This is a genomic window from Streptomyces sp. NBC_00075 (genome assembly GCF_045041225.1).
Lineage (GTDB): Bacteria > Actinomycetota > Actinomycetes > Streptomycetales > Streptomycetaceae > Streptomyces > Streptomyces adonidis.
The window spans coordinates 6,435,821-6,454,357 of record NZ_CP108243.1 but is presented as its reverse complement, the minus strand read 5'-3'; the positions used below and the strand labels follow the sequence as shown (position 1 = coordinate 6,454,357).

At 68.4% G+C, this 18,537-nt stretch carries 7 protein-coding genes; 2 read left to right on the top strand and 5 right to left on the bottom strand.

All coding sequences use genetic code 11. From position 1 onward, the window contains the following. The first annotated feature begins 30 nt into the window (after positions 1–30). Complete coding sequence (locus OG787_RS28225; protein ID WP_405536868.1) at positions 31–384, top strand: hypothetical protein; 354 nt, start codon at positions 31–33, stop codon at positions 382–384. A gap of 331 nt (positions 385–715) precedes the next feature. Here the strand turns inward: OG787_RS28225 and OG787_RS28220 are convergent, their stop codons facing one another. Together OG787_RS28220 and OG787_RS28215 are read right to left on the bottom strand one after the other, a co-directional pair. Next, positions 716–1,288 carry a suppressor of fused domain protein gene (locus OG787_RS28220; RefSeq protein ID WP_405536866.1) on the bottom strand — a complete coding sequence of 191 codons (573 nt, stop codon included), beginning with the start codon at positions 1,286–1,288 and terminating at the stop codon, positions 716–718. Beyond that, on the bottom strand, positions 1,285–9,420 hold the full coding sequence (locus OG787_RS28215; RefSeq protein ID WP_405536864.1) for a ricin-type beta-trefoil lectin domain protein: 8,136 nt from the start codon (positions 9,418–9,420) through the stop codon (positions 1,285–1,287). Before OG787_RS28215 ends, OG787_RS28220 begins: the two co-directional genes overlap by 4 nt. 466 nt (positions 9,421–9,886) lie before the next feature. Between OG787_RS28215 and OG787_RS28210 the strand changes: the two genes are divergently transcribed. Next, complete coding sequence (locus OG787_RS28210) at positions 9,887–13,468, top strand: FG-GAP-like repeat-containing protein (RefSeq protein WP_405536862.1); 3,582 nt, start codon at positions 9,887–9,889, stop codon at positions 13,466–13,468. 88 nt (positions 13,469–13,556) lie between these two features. On the opposite strand, the gene OG787_RS28205 is transcribed toward OG787_RS28210, so the two are convergent. The 3 genes from OG787_RS28205 to OG787_RS28195 form a co-directional block, all read right to left on the bottom strand. Further along, positions 13,557–15,035 (bottom strand): hypothetical protein, encoded by a 1,479-nt coding sequence (locus tag OG787_RS28205; RefSeq protein WP_405536860.1) that lies wholly within the window; start codon positions 15,033–15,035, stop codon positions 13,557–13,559. 169 nt (positions 15,036–15,204) lie between these two features. After that, complete coding sequence (locus OG787_RS28200) at positions 15,205–17,067, bottom strand: ABC transporter ATP-binding protein (protein WP_405540605.1); 1,863 nt, start codon at positions 17,065–17,067, stop codon at positions 15,205–15,207. A 115-nt stretch (positions 17,068–17,182) separates the two neighbouring features. After that, a complete protein-coding gene (locus OG787_RS28195; protein ID WP_405536858.1) occupies positions 17,183–18,481 on the bottom strand; it encodes an MFS transporter in 1,299 nt (432 codons plus the stop codon). Positions 18,482–18,537: the final 56 nt, after the last annotated feature.

The following is an 18,537-nucleotide window of genomic DNA, read 5'->3' as shown; positions in this document are numbered from 1 at the left end:
CGCGGGTGCCGCATGACGACAAGGAACCGCATGGCAGACGGCAGGATCTTCCGCGAGGCGTGGATCGCGGGCGTACGCAAGCACTTCCCGGGCGAGCCCAAGTCGGGTTACGTGACGCCGTGGGAGGAAACTCCCGAGTGGGAGCGTGAAGCCGCAGCCGCCGTGTGCGAACAGGTACGCCAGTTTCTGGAGCTGAGCGCGGGCCACGCGGCACGCCTGAGCCGCGAGCAGAAGGGCCGCTTCGTCGCGACCTGCTGGACGGCCCAGATGTACAAGCACTTCGAGAACCCGAAGCCGGGTTACGTGGCCGACTGGCCCGAACTCCCCGAGTGGCAGCAGGAGACCGACGCCGACATCTTCGAGGCGATCGAGCAGACGACCTGACCCCGCCCCGCCGCACCCGCTCTCGTCCACCACGAGGGCGGGTGTTCGTCGTTTCACACCCTCAAGGGGACTCTGCGCGAGGGGCGAACGGTCTACCGGCCCCAGCAGGGAAGCCCTCGGGGCTCGGAGTGCAGAACCCGAGTCCCCGTGCCCGAGTCGTTGTCCACACCGTCTCCCTGGCCGCGAAGGTGCGTGCCGGGATGCGTGTGCCTCAGCGTGTCTGAAGCGTCAACTGGATGATCCGAGCGGCTCGGGCTACGCCCGCACACGGACTCAGGATCGGGGGGCCATGGCTCACAGCATGAGCCATGGACCCCCGTAGAACGACCCGTCAGGCAACCGGATCCCGATGGGGATCCAGCACATTCACACCCTTCGAATCCAAGATGGATTCGAATTCATCAAGCGTCTCACGCTTAATGAAATCTGCCTCACTTCGATGGATGGGAAGCAGCCACAAGAATCGCGCACCCCCGGCCTCCGGCGGAGCCCATTCGAGTTGAGGCCCATACGGATAGGGAAGACTCACGAGAAGGTGATCCATGGGTGAATCCGACATCCATGGACGGCCGATATTGATGATCGATCCGATACTCAGCCGGTGAGCCTCAAACGAATGGTAGTGGCTCACCATGGCCAACGTTTCCGAGTGAATTTCGTCAGCCACGGGCGACATGACGAAGAACTCGATTCCACCGACTTCAGATCCGTCGACAGAGGAACCCACCGTCACATAAACCCAAGCCTCGCCAGCACGCTGAGGAAGGACTCGATAAGCGGAGAACTTCGGAACTCGCTCCAGGATCGGCCCGCGCCCCCAAGGAGCCGGCTCCACGATATGACCGTCCCAGAATTTCCGAACGTGTCCCTCAAGAGCAGACAACCGTTCATTTTCGTCGATCATAGCCCCAGATTCCTCTTAATCGCCTTGGAGACCTTCGCCATTTCGGCTCCTTGCGATCGCTGGCAGGGCCCACAAGCCGCACCCTTGATGCCGTCGTTCTTCGCGTAGGCTCTTCGCTCTGCGTCTGTCATCTCTGAACCTCCGCCGCGATAGTAGTGAAGAACCAACGCCGGTTCATGCTCGGGGACGGGAGGGTTGGCAGTGCCTGATCTCATCGTCGTGCCGCACACGGGGCACGGCTGCCCCTGAGCTTCGGCTCGCGCTGCGCGTCCCGCAGGGCCGTTCGTCTGGGAGCCACCGTAATGCTTGGCACGATCGTAGGGTTCAGTTGCCGTGACCGGGTTATCCACGTCGTTCACAACACCGCTGGAATCCACTTCGAACCTGGCGACACCGCAGTTGTGAACCAGGACCGATGTGGCTCCCGCGAGCACATAGTAGGTGTGCAGGCTGCTGACGGTCAGGTTGTGGACCGTGGCACCCTGGGCCGTCCAGCGCTCGATGGCGGTGACCTGGACCAGCGTGCCGGCTCCGGTCTGAAGCCACTGGCCCGGCTGAAGGTCTGTCGCCTCGAGCCACTCACCGAGTTCCGGCACCCAGAACGGGTGCCCGTCCGTCGCCGTGACCTCGGCGGTCTTCGAGCCCTTCCTGCCATCGGTGTCGATGGTCACCTTGACCAGGTGCTTGACGCCCTCGCCCTTGATCTCGGCGGTGACTTCCTCGGCCTTGGTCTCGCCCGTTTCCGGGTCGGTGGCCATGACCTTGTCGCCGACCTTGACGTCCTTGATCGCCTTGGTCGAACCGTCGGCCATCAGGACCCGGGTCTCCGGGGTGAAGCTGTTGATCGAGCAGCTCGCGCCCTCGCCCGAACTTCCGTCCGAACCTCCGTCGGACCCGCCACCGGAGTCATCCCGCCCCGACCCTCCGCGCGACCCACCAGACTTGGACTCCGCCCGGCCACCACCGGACGACCCCTTCTGCTGGGTCGTCTTGCGAGCCTGAACCTGCGGAGCATTGCCCCGCGCACCCTTCGAACCGGTATGCGCCTTCTTCTTCGCAGCCTCAGCCGCAGCCTTGGCCGCCGCTCTCGCCTTGCGTTTCGCCTCGGCCGCGGCAGCCTCCGCTGCCTTCTTCGCCTTGATCAGCGCCGCCTTGGCCGCCTTCGCCGCCTTCAGGCCGATCTCCGCGGCAGCCTTGGCCGCCTTCCACGCCTTCACCGCGCTCAGCGTCGCGTTGAAGGCCTTCCACATCTTCTTGCCCTTGGAGAAGACGCTCGTCCACGGAATCGCGTCCATCAGGAGACTGCCGCAGGCCCACAGGTCGCCCTGGGAGAAGCAGCCGACCACGTCGTTCCAGCCGATGAACTCCTTGAACACGGCCCAGCCGACCGACAGGATCACATCGCCGATCGAGACCGACAGGGTGCGCTGGTACTCGGCGATCTGGCTCTCCAGCGCCGCGATCGACGCGTCGAAGCTCGAGGCCGACGAGGTCAGGCCGCTCGGGTCCGAGTGTGTGACCGGGTTGTTGTTGGCGTAGGAGTAGCCGTTTGCCTGCAACGGGTCGCTCTGGTCCAGGACCGGGTCGACCGAGATGAAGCGTCCCGTCGCCGGGTCGTACTCCCGCGCTCCGAGATGGACCAGGCCGGCGGCCTTGTCATCGTCACCTGTCGCGAACGACGTGCGCGAGCGCGCCGGGGTGTACCCCCTGCGGTCCTCGCCCCACGGGTCCTTCTTCGTGATGCGGACCGACTGGCCGCCGTCAAGCCGGACCTCGGCCAGCGGGGTGCCGTTGTGGTCGACCGCCTGGGCGAACAACTGCTCGCTGGATCCGGTCGCGGAGGACGCCTCGCGGTAGCGCGTCACCGTCGGGGCGCCGTCGTGGCCGTAAGTACGCTCGGCCGAGCGGAGCTTGCCCGAGACCGTCAGGGAGACGGTCGTGTCGGGCAGGTGCAGAACCGCACCGGAGGTCGAGCGCTCCAGCACACGGTTGCCCATGCCGTCGTACACGTACGTCGTCTTCGAGGCCGGCTTGAACACCTGGCCCGTCGCCGACGCCGAGCAGGTCGCCAGGACCAGGTCGGTGCTGTTCGCGGTGGACGGGGCGTTCATGCACAGGGTGGTGCCCACGAGCTTGATCAGGCCCGTGTCCACGACCTGCCAGCGCTGCGTTGCCACCGTCTTGTCACAGGGCTGGACCTGGACCGCCGCTCCAGCCGCCGCACTGGTCGGCTGGGCGCAAGCACCCGCGACAACGAACTGCCCGATGGTCTTGTCCTCGACCGTGCCGTTGTTGTCGGCGTCCAGCGCCTCAAGACGGAAGTTCTGCGCCTTGGACGCGTTGCACACGTAGATCTGGATGACGCCGCCGGCCACGGGGTTGCCGCCCGCGAGGTCCATGCACATGTCGGATGTGCCCAGCCAGGGCCCGGAACCATCCGGGCCGAAGCCCGTCACCGACTCGACCTGGCCGTCCCAGGTCCAGGTCAGGCCCTGCTCTGTGTCACCGCCGGTAGTGCGGTTGGTGAGGTTGCCCGCCGCGTCGTACGTCTGCGTGGAGCGGGTCTTGACCTCGGCGCCGGCCGCAGTCTTGGACGTGGTGTCGTACGAGGTCAGGGTGTGCGGCTGGTCGTTCTTTACCGCGTCATCGGAATTGCTGCCGTAGTTGTAGTCGGTGACCACGTCGTTCTTGGTGTCGACCACCCCGGACGTGACTGTCGGGTCCGCCTTGTGGACCGTCTTCGACTTCCGGTTGCCCAGCACGTCGTAGGTGTACGACTGCCAGTAACCGTCGTAGTTCGACGAGACGTTGACCGTGCCGTCCGCGTACACCGGTTCGGCCGTGGACTTGCCGGAGGCGGTGCAGGCTTTGCCGCTCGGCGTCGTCCATGCCGTCTTCAGCTGACCGAGCGTGTCGTATGTGAAGCACTGCTGGTCGGTGGTGGCCGTCGTACCCGAGCCGAGCTTGTCCGCGACCGACAGGATGTTGCCCGACGGGTCGTAGGCATAGGCGCGCGTGCTCACCGTGTGGTCGGGGACGACGCCCGTGTCACCGATGTTCTCCCGGACGAGCTTGCTGGTGAGCAGTTCGCCGGTGGCCTCGTCGAAGGAGTTGTCCTGCCAGACCCGGTGGCCGACCTCGCCCACCGTGGAGCGCATCACCTGGCCATAGGGTGAGTAGGACGTCTCGGCGACGTACCAGTCCTGGCCGGAGACCGTGGTCGGGAGCCCGGCCTCGTTGTAACGGGTGATGACGGACTCGGCGCTGAGGCCTCCCACCTCGGGGGTAGTGTACTTCTCCAGCTGACCGTCGTCGTTGTACGTGTAGTCGTACGTGTAGTTGGTCTTGAAACCGTCGGCGGTCGTTCCCGACGTCGTGCCGTCGGGCAGCGTCATCGTCATCGACGTCGGCTGGTAGTCCGCCGTGTACCCGGCGATCGATGTCTTGTACGCCTTGCCGCCGTCGTTGTAGCGGGTCGCCGAGGCCAGCATGCCCTTGCCGCTGGGCGCCGAGTCGTACACATACGACTGGACCGTGGTGCCCGAAGTGCCGCCCGCCGCAGTGAACTTGACCTCGTTCACGCGGTTGTAGCGCTCGTAGCTGTAGGTGAGTATCTGGCCGAGGCCGTCCTTCGCCGTACTCACGCGGCCGTACGCGTCGTACGTGGTGTGCGTGGCGCCGGTGTCCGGGTCGGTCGTGTCGGTGACGCGGCCGAGGGCGTCGTACGTCCAGGTGCGAGTGTGGCCCACCTCGTCGGTGGACTTGTACATGTCGCCACGCACGTCGTATTCGTACGTCGTACTGATCGCGTCGGCCTCGGTCAACGCCGTGTCGCTGTACGTGTCCTGCTGGACCGTGCGACCCAGTGCGTCCGTCCACACCCTGGAACCGGGTGTGCCCGTGGGCTGGCGGACGATCGTGTAGTCGAGGCCGTACTGGTAGCGGGTACGGCGGTCCGTGGTCTTCACCGTCGAATTGCCGTCCACCGCATCCTCACCCGTCTGCGGGAAGGAGTGGTGGACGGGCGTGACGGTGAGAACGCGGCCCAGGCCGTCGTACGTGTAGGTGGTCGCGTTGGGAACGAGCGACTCGGAGACGGGGACGATCAGGTCGGTGCCGGGGTCGCCCGCCATGTAGTAGGCGTTGCGGGTGAAGCTGACCTGGCCGGCCGCGTTGTGGAAGGTGTCGGTGATCAGCTTGCCGCCGCCCACCGCCGGGGTCTGGGACTGCCGTTCACGGCCCAGTCCGTCGTAGATCGCGGTGGAGGTGCTGTACACGCCGTCGCCGGACGTGCTGCTGGGGTTGTCCTCCAACGACTCGGTGACCACGGACACCGGCTTGTCGGCGACCGTGTTGTACGTGTAGCGCGCAGTGGGGTCGTCGGTGGCGGGCTGGGTCGTGTCCCAGGCAGCAGTGGTGCGGCCCAGTGGGTCGTACGCGTACGACGTGACACGGCTGTTGGCATCCGTCGAGGTCAGCGTCGCGCCGCGGCCGGGCTCCACCTTGGTGATGGTGATGAGGCCGGTTTCCGCACCACTGCTGTCAGCCTTGGTGCCATTGACCGTCTTGATCTCGTAGACCTGGCCTGAGCCCGGCGTGTACGACGTGGTGTTCGTCAGCCCGGTCGGGTCGACGACCTTGGTGACCCGGCCGAACTCGTCGTACGTCGTACGCGACTCGGGGTTGGAGGTCTCCCAGCCCGTGCCCGCGCCCGTCGGCACCTCGGTCCGGGTCACCTGCCCCTTGGTCGGCGTGGCCGTCAGCGAAGTCGCGTCGTCGTAGAACACGCGCGAGCCGGTGACCATCGTCGAGGCCGTCGACGCCGACAGGTCCGTCGAGCAGGTGGTCGTGCCGGTCGTCGTGACCGTCCTGTTGACCAGGCCGATCAGGAAGATGCCGTCCACGGCAGTCGAGTTGTTGTGCACGTAGGACGTACGCGTACACGAGTCGTCCGTCGTCTTCGACGCCGCGTTGTCCCCGAACTCCCGAACCTCGGTAGGCAGACCGTACGTCGAGTCGTAGTCCGTCTCCGTCAGCACCGTACGCAGCGTCGCCGAATCCCCCGGCCGTGTACCCGACGACTTGGTGACCGTCTTGACCTTGCCCAAGGTGACGCGCTCGGAGACCACGTCCGGACCGTCTGTCCGGTTACGTGTCGCCAACCGCACCGGCGCATCCGGGTAGTTGACCGTCCGCGACAGCCACCCCGACGACGTCGACGCACCCGAATCCGGATAAGTCAGCGACTCCGCGACCATCCCCGCGTACGCCTTGCGGTCGTCCGCGATGTCCGCGCCCGTGACGTCCTGGACCTTGAACGACCGCTTGACGTCGTCGCTCGAGTCCTTCGGTGTGCTGTCGTCCAGGACGTCGTCGCTCATGCCGCGGAAGTAACGCGTCACCGACTTGGAGGCGACACTCCCATCCGGTGCCGACGGGACGCCCGAGATCGTCGTGATGACCGGGTAGCCGCGCCAGTCGTCCCACGTGCGGGTCTTCGGGCGGGAGAACTCCGCCTGGTTCTTGGCCCAGAGGGCGCCTACCGTCTTGTCGGACGTGTCGGTGTCGTACTCGTACGTCGTCGTGACGTCCGTCGCGTCCGCCAGCTGCGGGTACTCCGTGATCGACTCGACCACGTACTTGTGGAACCACGAGATGCGCTTGTCGGTCAGTTCGCCGTCCGCGTGCCAGTAGGCCGGGTAGCAGCGCAGGGTGTTCTTGTCGACCGCCGGGAAGTTGTCGCCTGTCGCGCAGGCGCCCTCCGGTGCCTTGTACGTGACGTGGGTGCGGCCTCCGTACTCCGAGACCACGTCCTGGATGCGCAGGCGGCCGAAGAGGGGGTCGGTGTCGCCCGTCGCCTTCTTCACCCGGTTGGGGAGGACCAGCTTGTTGCGGCCGAAGATCACCGGGTTCAGGCGTTCCGTCGAACCGTCCACCGCGTAGCCGGTGCGGGTGATCGACTCGAGCCAGAGTGCGGTGTACTCGCCGGTCAGGCCCCAGGGGAACGACTGGGCCAGGCTCCAGGAGTCCACCTTCGCGAGGGCGGTCGTGCCGTACGTCGAGTCGTCGATGCCGCAGGCGTTGCGGGCACCCGTGTCGTCCGTGGAGTTGTACTCGGTCAGTGTCACGCCCTGCTCGCGCTGGGCGCACGCCGTCACCGTCGCCAGGCGCTTGCGCGACCAGAACGTGGGGGCGTACGTCGAGCACTTCGTGTTCGTCTTGCAGGCGAGGTCTGCCGGCGTGTCGAACCACGGGCGGGTCAGGTACGACTGCTTCGAGTCGAAGCTCGTGTTCGAGCAGTCCCAGGTGTTGTCGCCGTCCTTCTCGAAGCAGCGCTCCTGGGCCGTGAACTTCATCCGGCCAAGGGGTTCGGCGGAGAACAAGGTGTTCGCGCGCTGGCCGTAGTCGATGCGGGAGAGGTAACCGGCGCGGTCGTACTCGACCGCCTTCGCCTCCTTGTTGTTCTTCGCGTAGGCGTTGGTCTCCTTGTGCCACCACAGGGACATCGCGTTGCCGTTGAGGTCGACGACGTAGTCGAGCTGGAAGCGCCAGCCCTGGTCGCAGAAGGAGTCCTCGAACTTGGTGGCGTGGCACGGGTCGGTGCTGTGGTTGCCGGCGACCGGCACGTTCAGGACCGACTTGGTCTCCTCCTTGCCGGAGGTCCAGCCCGGCAGGCGGTTCATGCCGAAGTAGTACTGGGTGCCGTCGCTGGTGGTGACCCGCCAGAACTCCCCGTTGTTGTCACCGTTGTTGGAGCTGGAGATGCCGGTGATGCGGGTGTAGTCCGTCGATGTCAGCAGCTCCACGCGGGTGTTGTCGCCGCGGGAGGTCTTCCACACCTTGTCGTCATCGTCGTACACCAGCTCGGTCGTCGTGCCGTTCAGCGTCAGGACCGCGTTGTTGGAGCCCCAGCACTGGTCGCCGGTGAAGTGCTTGTCGTTGTTCGCGTCGGCGGTGTCCGCCGCGCAGCCCACGAAGGTGCGGGTGATCGCGCCCGGGTTGTAGTCCCAGCCCTCGCCGATCCAGGACACCTGGTTGTTCGTGCCTGACGTACGGCCGTCGGACGACTGGGAGTTGTAGCTCAGGGTCACGTTCGGGGACGGGCCGGACGGGACCTGCGGGCCGGCCATCGTGTACGCGTACGTGAAGGCGCCGGACGAGCCGCCCTGCGACCAGGTGCCCGCCGAGGACAGCGGGGTCGCGGCGAAGTCGCCGCCGGAGCCCGCGCCGTAGGAGGTGCCGACCAGCAGGCCGCCCGCGGAGTCGGCCACCTGCTGCACGCCGGTCGCGCTCTCACCGCGCCATACCGCCGAGTCGACCGACCCTTCGTCGGTGCTCGCGGCCGTGGAGGCGCTCGTGGACGTGGCCGTGGACACCGAGGCCAGGGCGGCGGTGTCGACGGTCAGGTTGAGCAGGGTCTCCTGGATGTCCTTGGTGGTCGCCGTGGAGTCGGAGGTCTCGTCGGTCGCGCTGTCCTCGCCGGGGTCCGCCTCCGAGCCGGAGTCGTCGCCGCCCGCGTCGACCGAGACGGTCACCTCGTCGGTGGTGCGCTCGACCTCGGTGGTCACCGGGACGCCCGTGGAGCACTCCTCCAGCTCCGGCGTCGTCGCGTAGCAGGCCGGCATCAGGGCGAAGGACAGGCGGTCCAGCCACTGCGCGCTGTACGTCTCGGCGAAGCGGGTCGCGTCGATCTGGATGACCGCGTCACCGGTGGCGGTGTCGGGGGCGTCGATCTGGAGCATGACGCCCTGCGTACCGGCGGCCACCGCGTCGGCCTCGGGCTCGACCGTGACGTTCCAGGCACCTTCGAGGGAGTCGGCCTGGGCCTGCGTCGCGCCGTCGGGTGCGGTGACACCGACGGTCAGCGTGCCGTCGGTGGAGGCGGCGACCGGCTTGGGCGTGCCGCCCGCGGTCACGTCGGCGACCGGGGCGGTCACGTCGACGGCCTCGGGGACCTGAACCACGGCCGCCGGGGCGTAGTCGGTCAGCTTCTCCAGCGCGGGCGCTTCGAGCTGCTCCAGCTTGTCGGTCTTGGTCTCGTCGACCGGGACGGCGTCCGTCGCCTGGAGCTCGTCCAGCTCGACCGTCGTACGGGCGTCGTTGTCGGGGCCGAACGCGACAGCGCCCTGCAACGAGGCGACGTTGAGGGCGAGGAAAACGGCGGCGACGACTCCTAGTCGCGCTCTTCGGCGGAACAGCCGATCACGTGAAGTTCTCTCCGTCAGCCAACCTTTGCCGCACCACGACAAGCCCCCACGCATGGCGGACCGACCTCTCCCCGTTTCCCCGTATCACCGTGCCGCACGCCCTCCGGAAAACGTTCGGAGTGATGGCACACGGTGATCAATGACGGGATGAAATTGACCCCTCGTGAAGATCTGCGTCAAGGTCAGATAAGTTTGTGTTAGCTATGTCACGCCCCAAAAAGCGACAAAGAACAGCAAAGAATCGCCATACCCCACAGCCACTTACGCCTCTCCTACTTCTCGGCTTCACAGGGGTGTTGATCTCGCCGGGGTGGCTTGCACATACTCCACACGTCCAAAACGGGGGGTCGTGCGTTCAAGCGAGGCCCAAGGACAACGGGAGAAGGGTCCCTTGAGCGACCACGACAGTCATGACATTGCATCAACACCCCCTGGCAGACGGGGAGTTCGACGTGGCGTCGCCGCCGCGGTCGCCCTCGCGCTGCTGGCCGGCGGTGCCACCGTCCTGGCCCTGAGCGACGACGGGCCGGCCACGGAGAGGACGCCGGCGGCGGGCGCGAAGGCCAAGGCGGCGAAGAGCGAGGTCAGCGCCGAGGACACGGCTCAGAAGAAGGCCCGTAGGACCGGCAAGAAGGTCGAAGTGGCCGCGCTGACCGACGAGTTCTCCCAGACCTTCGCCAATCCCGACGGCTCCTTCACCTACACGGCCTCCGTCGCGCCGGTGCGGGCGAAGAACGCCAAGGGCAAGTGGGCGCCGATCGATGTCTCGCTGCGGGAGGGAAAGGCCGGCTGGACCACCGTCAACAGCCCCTATCCCGTGACTTTCGCGTCGGGAGACTCGGACCACAGCCCCGCCGCAGGCAAATCGAAGGCAAACAGTGCGGGCTTTTCCGGTAAAGCCACGACCAGTCGCGCGATCTTCACAACCGCCACCCGCGAGAACACCTCGCATTCCTCAGGTGAATTGCAGGTTAACGGCACGCATTCCGCCGACACCGTCGCCGATGACGCCGAGAACGCCTGGACCCCGCTCCTGACGATGTCCGCCGAGGGCCACGAGATCCAGGTCGAGTGGCCCGGCGGGCTCCCCGAGCCGGTCGTCGAGGACAACAGGGCGCTGTACGAGAACGTGCTGCCCGACGTGGACCTGATGCTGACCGCGCGGGACACCGGGTACACCCATGTCCTGGTCATCCACACCCCCGAGGCCGCCGCCGCACTGGCCGCCGCCCCGCCCCGCTACCGCTTCACCTCGCCCACCCTCGCCTTCTCCCTCGACCCGTCCACCGACGTCGTGCACGGCAAGGACAAGGACGGCAACGAGATCACCGTCTCGCCCACCCCGTTCCTCTGGGACTCGGCGGGCACGCACGACACGGACACCCCGGCCGCCGACCCGGACGCCGCCACCGGCAGCAACGAGGACGCCGAGGACGTGGAGGGCTGGACCTCGGAGGTGGACAAGTCCGCCGAGGCCGACCCCGAGGAGAGCGCCGGGAGTTCGTCGGACGACTCCGACTCCCAGCTCGCCGGTGCGGACATCGACCCCGCCGCCTACTCCCTCCCGGCCGCCGCCGCGAACGAGACCCTCGCGCTGCCCGCCGTGAACGGGCCCGGCGAGGGCGCGCACGCCACCACCGCGGGGGCCTCCCTGAACCAGGTCAGCCGCGTCCTGACGATCGACCCGCCGAGCGAGTACCTCGACGCGGCCGGCGCCAAGGCCCCGGTGTACCCGCTGTTCCTGGACCCGTCCACCACCGCGACCCGGTCCAACTGGACCACCGTCTACAAGAAGTACCCCAGCTCCAGCTTCTACGACGGCGCCAACTACAACCAGGACACCAAGGAGGCCCGCGTCGGCTTCGAGCGGGACACCTGGGGCACCGCGCGGTCCCTCTTCAAGCTCAAGCTCCAGAAGAACATCAAGGACGCCGACGTCTCCAGCGCCACCCTGAAGGTCCTGGAGACCCACTCCTGGTCGTGCAGCAAGCGCACGATGCAGGTGTGGCGCACCGGCAACTTCTCCAGCTCCACCACCTGGAACAAGCAGCCCAGCTGGAGCCGGAAGATCACCTCGAAGTCGTTCGCGTACGGCTGGAAGTCCAACAGCTCCTGCCCCGACACGCACGTCAACTTCACCGTGACCTCGCTGGCCCAGGAGGCCGCGGACAACGCCTGGACCTCCTTCAACATCGGTCTGGTGGCCTCGACCTCCTCCTCCGCGCCGACCGGTTCGGCGTCGAGCCTGGAGACGGACACGTACTCCTGGAAGAAGTTCAAGGCCGAGGGCGAGGGCTCGCCGTCGGTGGCCATCACCTACAACCGCAAGCCGGGCCTGCCGACCTCGGTGACCATGAGCCCCGGTTACTGCGACACCAGCGCCTCGCCCTACATCAGCCTCGGCAAGACCGTCCCGACGATCAGCGCCAAGGCCACCGACCCCGACAGCGACCTCGCCAAGCTGGAGTTCGAGGTCTGGCGCGAGGGGTCGTACGACGCCACCCACAAGTACTTCTCCGACTCGGTGGACGACGGCGAGACCGCCTCGGTCAAGCTCGACTCCAGCAAGTTCACGCTGGCCAACGGCTACAAGTACGTGTGGCGGGTGCGGTCCTGGGACGCGAAGGTCAGCAGCGCCTGGTCGCCCACGAGCGGCGCCGGGCTGTGCCGCTTCGCCTACGACAGCGACCTGCCCGACTCGCCCACCAACGTCACCTCCGCGCAGTTCCCCGCCGACAGCAACAACGACAGCAACGGCGAGGTCTGGTCCACGGTCAAGTTCGGTACCGCCGGTGACTTCACCTTCACCAAGGGCGCCGACACCGACATCGTGAAGTTCGTCTTCTCGATCAACAACACGACCTACGACCACTACGCCTGCGCGGGCACCAAGCAGGGCACGGGCGCGGCCACCTGCACGACCGTCATCTCCTCGACGGAGAACTACACGGGGATGCAGCCCCCCGCGGCCGGCCCCAACACCCTCTACGTCAAGGCCGTCGACTCGGCGGGCAACATCTCGCCGAACCCGTACAAGCACACCTTCTACGTCACCCCGCGCCCGACCGCCGACGCCGCCGGCGACCTCAACGGCGACGGTTCCCCCGACTACGGGCACGTCACCGCCGCCGGGAACCTCTGGATCAACACGACGGACCAGAACGGCAAGTGGAACGTCAGCTCGTGGGGCCAGCACGACAACGGCACGCTGCTGCGGGACGCCGGCACCGCCCCGCACATCTGGAACGGCGACAGCGCGGCCCCCGCGTACTCGCTGGTGACCCACAACGGCGACTTCGCACCCGGCGACGGCGTCACCGACTGGGTGATCCGCACCCCCGACAACCGGCTCTTCATCTACCCCGGTGACGGCTACGGCGCCATCAACGTCAGGGAGCGCGTCGAGGTACGGCTGCCCGCCAACATGCCGGCCCCGTCCACCTGGTCCGAGATGAAGGCGGCCGGCGACCTCACCGGCGACGGCCAGCCCGAGCTGTTCGTCGCGGGCGGCGTCAACGGCGCCGAACTGTGGATCCTCTCCGGCTACACGGGCGGCGCCTTCACCACCGCCACCCAGCACACCACCACGGCCTGGGACGGCCGGGACTTCGTGGCCATCGCCGACTACAACGGCGACGGCGCGAAGGACCTGACCTACCGGACCTCGGCGGGCAACATCCAGCTGCGCAAGGGCATCCTCGCCAGCGACGGGGTGAGCACGGTCCTCAGCAGCCTGGGCACGTCCGGCGGCAGCCTGGACGGCGACGACGCCTACGCCTCCACCACGTTCACGACCGCCAACTACCCACTGGTGTACGGCAGTCCGGACCTCTCCGGTGACGGCATCCCCGACATGATCGCGACCAACACCGCGGGCGCCCTGCTCCTGTTCGCGGGCACCGCCACCGCCAACGACGCGTCCCCGGACACGCTGGACGCGGACGGATGGACGACGGTGAAGCGACTGGGCTGACCCAGGGGCGAACGGCCGAGGGGCCCTTCCGTCCGGTACTCCGGTACCGGACGGAAGGGCCCCTCGTCGTACGTCGGACAGCCGTACGTCAGACAGCCGGCGTCGCCGACCCGGTCGACGTCGTCGCCTCACCCTTCGCCAACGGCCACTCCTGGTGCAGCTCCCCCAGCGGAATCCGGTGCTGGAAGATCGGCGTGCCGAAGATGGTCAGCTGGATCTGGAGGGCGCCGGAGAGGTCCACGCCCCCGAACAGCGCCCAGGAGCCGCTGACCGACCCCGTCCCGTCGCTCGACCCCTCGGCCACCGCGTCCGCCTCCACGCGGAGATACGGGGCGAGGTCGGCGCTGACACCGACCGTGCCGTACAGACCGATCGACGCCTCGGCGCCCAGCGACGCCTTGACGTCACCGGTCGCCGTGACGTTCACGTCCAGCGGCGTCCCGGTCATCGCGGACTCGCTGACCGGCGTCCAGCCCTTGCTCCAGGAGAAGCTGCCGCCGACGCGGAAGTCGCCCTTGAGGTCCTGCTCGACGTCGACGGTCACCGTGCCGTCGGCGGCGACCTGGAAGTAGCAGACCAGGTCGAGGTTGACGACGATCGGGACCGGGCCCGCCTGGATGACGGGGTCGGCGTGCAGCTGCGCGAAGGGGATGCGCAGCGGCTTGCCGTCGGTCGTGGTGGTCCCGGCCGCGCGGCCCTTCAGCGACCACTGCGAGGCCCAGTCACCGGTCAGCCCGAGGAACGCGCCGCCGGGCGCCGAGCCGGTCCCGCTGCCGGAACCGTCGTACGAGAAGGCGACCTCGGGCGCGAGCTGGACGAAGCCCTCCACGGAGGCCGCCGCCGAGGCGGGAGCGCCCTCGGCGGTGGCGATCGCGGCGCCCACGTCGATACGGAGGCTGCCCAGCGGCAGCTTGGCGCCCTCGGGGCCGAAGGTGAGGTCGCCGGTCTTCGCCCAGGAGACCTTCACGCCCTCCACGAGCGGCTCGACCTCGATGGCGGCCGGGTCGACCGGAACCTCGCCCTCGGCCTTGGACTCACCGAGCACGGAGCTGAGTTCGGCGGCCTTGGTGACGACCTCCGTACCGCCGCTCGCGTCCTCGCCGACGACCTTCGTCACCTCGGCCAGCAGACCGTCGGGCGCACCGGGAGCGGGCGCACTGGCGATGACGTCACCGACGGCGACCGGAGCGGCGGCCGTCTCCGACGCGGAGGGCGAGGGGGAGGAACTCTCGGAGGAGGAGGGCGAAGAGGGGGTCACGGTGGCCGACTTGGCGGCGATGACCGCCCGCCCGCTCTTCTTGTCGTACGAGGCGACCTTGAGCGAGGACTTCTGCGCCGCGTCGCCGGTCTCCGTGGCGTCCTGGGTGGCGAGGGCAGTCGGCGCCGACTTGCCCAACGGGGCTTGTACGACGGCGAGTTGGTCCGGCGCGGAGGAGGCGGCGGGGGTCTCGGCCGCAGCCGCGCCCGCGTTGTCGGTCTCCGTCGACGAGCTTGCGGAGCAGCCGGTGGTGAGCAGGGCGGCGACGGTGACGGACGCCAACAGGGCATGTCTGGTGAGCTTGTGCACGCGTGGGGGTCCTCGGGATCGAGTTGATCGAACTGGGGGACGGGGCACGGGGGTTGGGGCGGAACACGAATGGTTACCCCTCGGTAGCCACGCATGAGCATGCCAGCCCCGCGCACCCCACGAGGCACACTTGCTTCACTTTCTTCACATCACACACTCGTGATGTGGATCACTGTTCCCCTTCCAGGCGGTACTGCTCCGACTGCACCAGATACATCCGCCGGAACAGCCCCGGCCCCTCGCCCTCGGCCCTCATCAGGTCGTCGAACGTGCCGTGTTCGGCGACCCGGCCCCGTTCCAGGACGTAGATCTCGTCCGCGTGCCGGACGCTGTGCAACCGGTGGGTGATCAGGATGATCGTCTGGCCCGCCGCCGCGAGGCTGCGGATCTGGTCGAAGACGCGCTGCTCGGTCTCCGCGTCCAGGGCGCTGGTCGGTTCGTCGACGACGAGGATGCGGGCGTCGCGGTGCCGGGCGCGGGCGATGCCGAGGCGCTGCCACTGGCCGCCGGAGATCTGGTGGCCGCCCTTGTATCCCCGGGCGAGGAGGGTGTCCCAGCCCCGGGGCAGGGCGGCGATGGTCTCGTCGGCGCCCGCGTACTCGGCGGCGGCGCGCAGGAGTTCGTCCCCGTGCGGGGCGTCGGGGCGGCCGATGGCGATGTTGACGCGGGCCGTGAAGGGCCAGCGGTAGAAGTCCTGGGCGACGACCGCGATCCGGTCGAAGAGGTCGGTGCGGTCCAAGTCGGTGGAGTCGAGCCCGTCCCAGAGGATACGGCCGGCGTCGGGCGCGTACAGCCCGCACAGCAGCTTGGCCAGCGTCGATTTCCCGCTGCCGTTGTTGCCTACCAGCGCGACGATCCGGCCGGTCGGGATGGTGACGTTCACGGCGTCGAGCGCGGGTTCGGTGGCCGTGCCCGGGTAGGTGAAGGAGACATTCTCGAAGCGGATGGCGTCGACGCGGGCAGGGAGTCTGACACCCGTCTCGGGGATGAGCCGCCGGTCGGCCTCCTGGCACAACCGCTCCAGATCAGCCACGAACAGGCTTTCCTCGTAGAGGTAGTTGAGCTGGACGACGAGCGCCTCCAGGTTGGCGGACCCGGTCCGGATGGCGATGACGGCCGTACCGGCAACGGCGAGATCCATGGCCCCGGTCCACAGCAGCAGCCCGAGCACGCCGTACGCACCGGCGGTCGTGATACCGGTCCACCCGGAGGCGATCAGCCCGGTACGGGCGGCCAGCGAGGCGAGCCGGGTCTGTTCCCGCTCCCCCGTCTCGGCCATGGTCCGGAAGTGCCGCAGCAGGAACGGCCCGATGTTGTGCACCCGCACCTCGGGCGCGGCCTCGGTGTCGATCAGCAGCCGCGCCAACAGCTGCCCCGCGCGGGCGTGTTGGACCCACGTGTGGAAGGAGACGTAGCGCCGGCGGGCGATGGTGAGCGCGCTCCAGGCGCTGGGCAGCGTCATCAGCGCGAGGAGGGGCAGCAGGGCCGGATGCAGCACGGTGAGCACACCGGCGGCGGCGACCAGCGCGATACCGGCGGTCATGACGGACGTACAGAACCGGATCATGCGCCGCGCGGACTCGGCGCCCCACTGGGCGGAATCGAGGAGCTTGTGAAACTCCTCGTCCTCCACGGCGGCCAGCTCCACCCGGGCCACCCGCTCCAGATACTCCTCGGTCGCCACCCGGAACACCTTGGGCTCAAGGCGCCCGGTCCCGGCGGTGGACGCGGACCGTAACAGCGCCCCCACGAGCGAGGTGACCGCGACGACGACCAGCGCCGGTACGGCGTCCCGCAGCCGGTCGGTGGTGGCACCGCCGCCGAGCAGCTGGGCGAGCACCCGGTTGACGGCCACCAGCCCGACGGCCTGCGCCACTCCCCCGCCCAACTCCGCGACGGCGACCGTACGCAGAGCGCGCGGGTCGGCGCGGTGGGCGAGCCGGATGGTGGCACCGATCAGCCGGGGCATCCGCCAGATCATGGTCCGCAGCCCCAGCTCCAGGAACGACCCCTGATGCTGGTTGAACCCCATGTCGTACCGCAACGGCCCCCCGAACAACAGCCGTTCGGACTCGGAGACACCATCGTCGGTGCCGAACTCCCCCTCGGTCACCTGCTCCGCCTGCTCCGCCTTCTTCGTACGTTCGTCACGCGTCGTCATCCGGGTGGGTCCCCCTCGGCGAGCCGGTCGAGTCGCGCCCACGCGGCCCAGGCGCGTAGGTCACGCCCATCTCTTCCCGCGCCGCGGGCGTGGCGCACCCGTTCTCGGCCCTGCCGCGCTCCGTTCGCCGCCCCGCCACCACCAGCCCCACCGTCACGCACACCGACCCCGCCGCCATCAACGCCATCGCCGCGCCAGGGGACGTGAGTTGGGCGATCGTGCCCGCCAGGGCCGCACTCACGCCCTGCATCGTGAGCATGCCGGCGGAGTGCAACCCGAGGGCGTGGCCGGAGAGTTCGGGCGGAGTGAGGGACATCAGGCGTTCCTGCTGGACAAGGCTGGCGCCGTACCCGACCGAGGCCACGCACACCGTCAGCGCGGCCACCCACACCCCGGGGCCGAAGGCGAAGAGCAGGTTCGGGACGGCCAGCAACAGGAGTAGCGGGACAGCCAGTCGGCGCCGCAACCGGGGTGGCACGAACCGGCCGATCGTCACGTCCCCGATCAGCATGCCGAGGGCCGCGCAGGCGAAGAGGGTGCCCGCGGAGCCGGGGTCGTAGGAGACGTACAGGGACTCGACGCCGACGACCAGGCCGTTGGGGATCCAGAGGCCGAGGTAGGTGAGGCGGCGGGGGCGTGCCGCCCACAACTGGGCGTTCGTACGCCAGGTTTGGGCGATGGACGGGCGGCCGGAGGCACGGGGTGGCCGGTGGGTCAGGCCGACGGCGGCGACCAGGGCGGCGGCCAGGTGCAAGGCCGCAGCGAGCAGGAGCGTGACCTGTGGGGAGAAGGCCGCGACCAGGATGCCGCCGGTCGCGTAACCGGCGATCTGCATCAGCCCGTTCGCCATGTTGAAGACCGAACGCCCCAGCAGATAGCCCCCTTCGCCCTTCTTGGCGAGGATCTCGTTCAGCAGGCCCCAGCCCACCCCGCCGCCCAGCGACGCGATCAGACCGAGGAGGAAGACGATCCCGAAGAGCGCCCAGATCGGGAGCCCCGGCATCGCCATCGCCGCCGTACCGACCGCGAAGCCCAGCGCGATGCCCGTCAGCGTCGCGCGCGGCGGCAGGCGGTCGGCGGCCGAGAGGAGCGTGGTCGCGCCCAGTACCTGGGCCAGTTGGGGACCGAACATGCTCAGGGCGGTGAGGAGCGGGGAGCCCGTGGCGCGGTACGTGAGAGTTCCGCGGGCCAGGCCGCCGACCGTCGACGCGGCCAGCCGCAACGACGCGGACAGGAAGAGCGTGGTGAATTCGGGCGTGCGGAAGAGAGCGGAGTAACTGCGCATGCGCGGAGTCTGCGAGGACGCGCAGGGCGGTCGTTATTGTTTCGCGTACGCGCGAA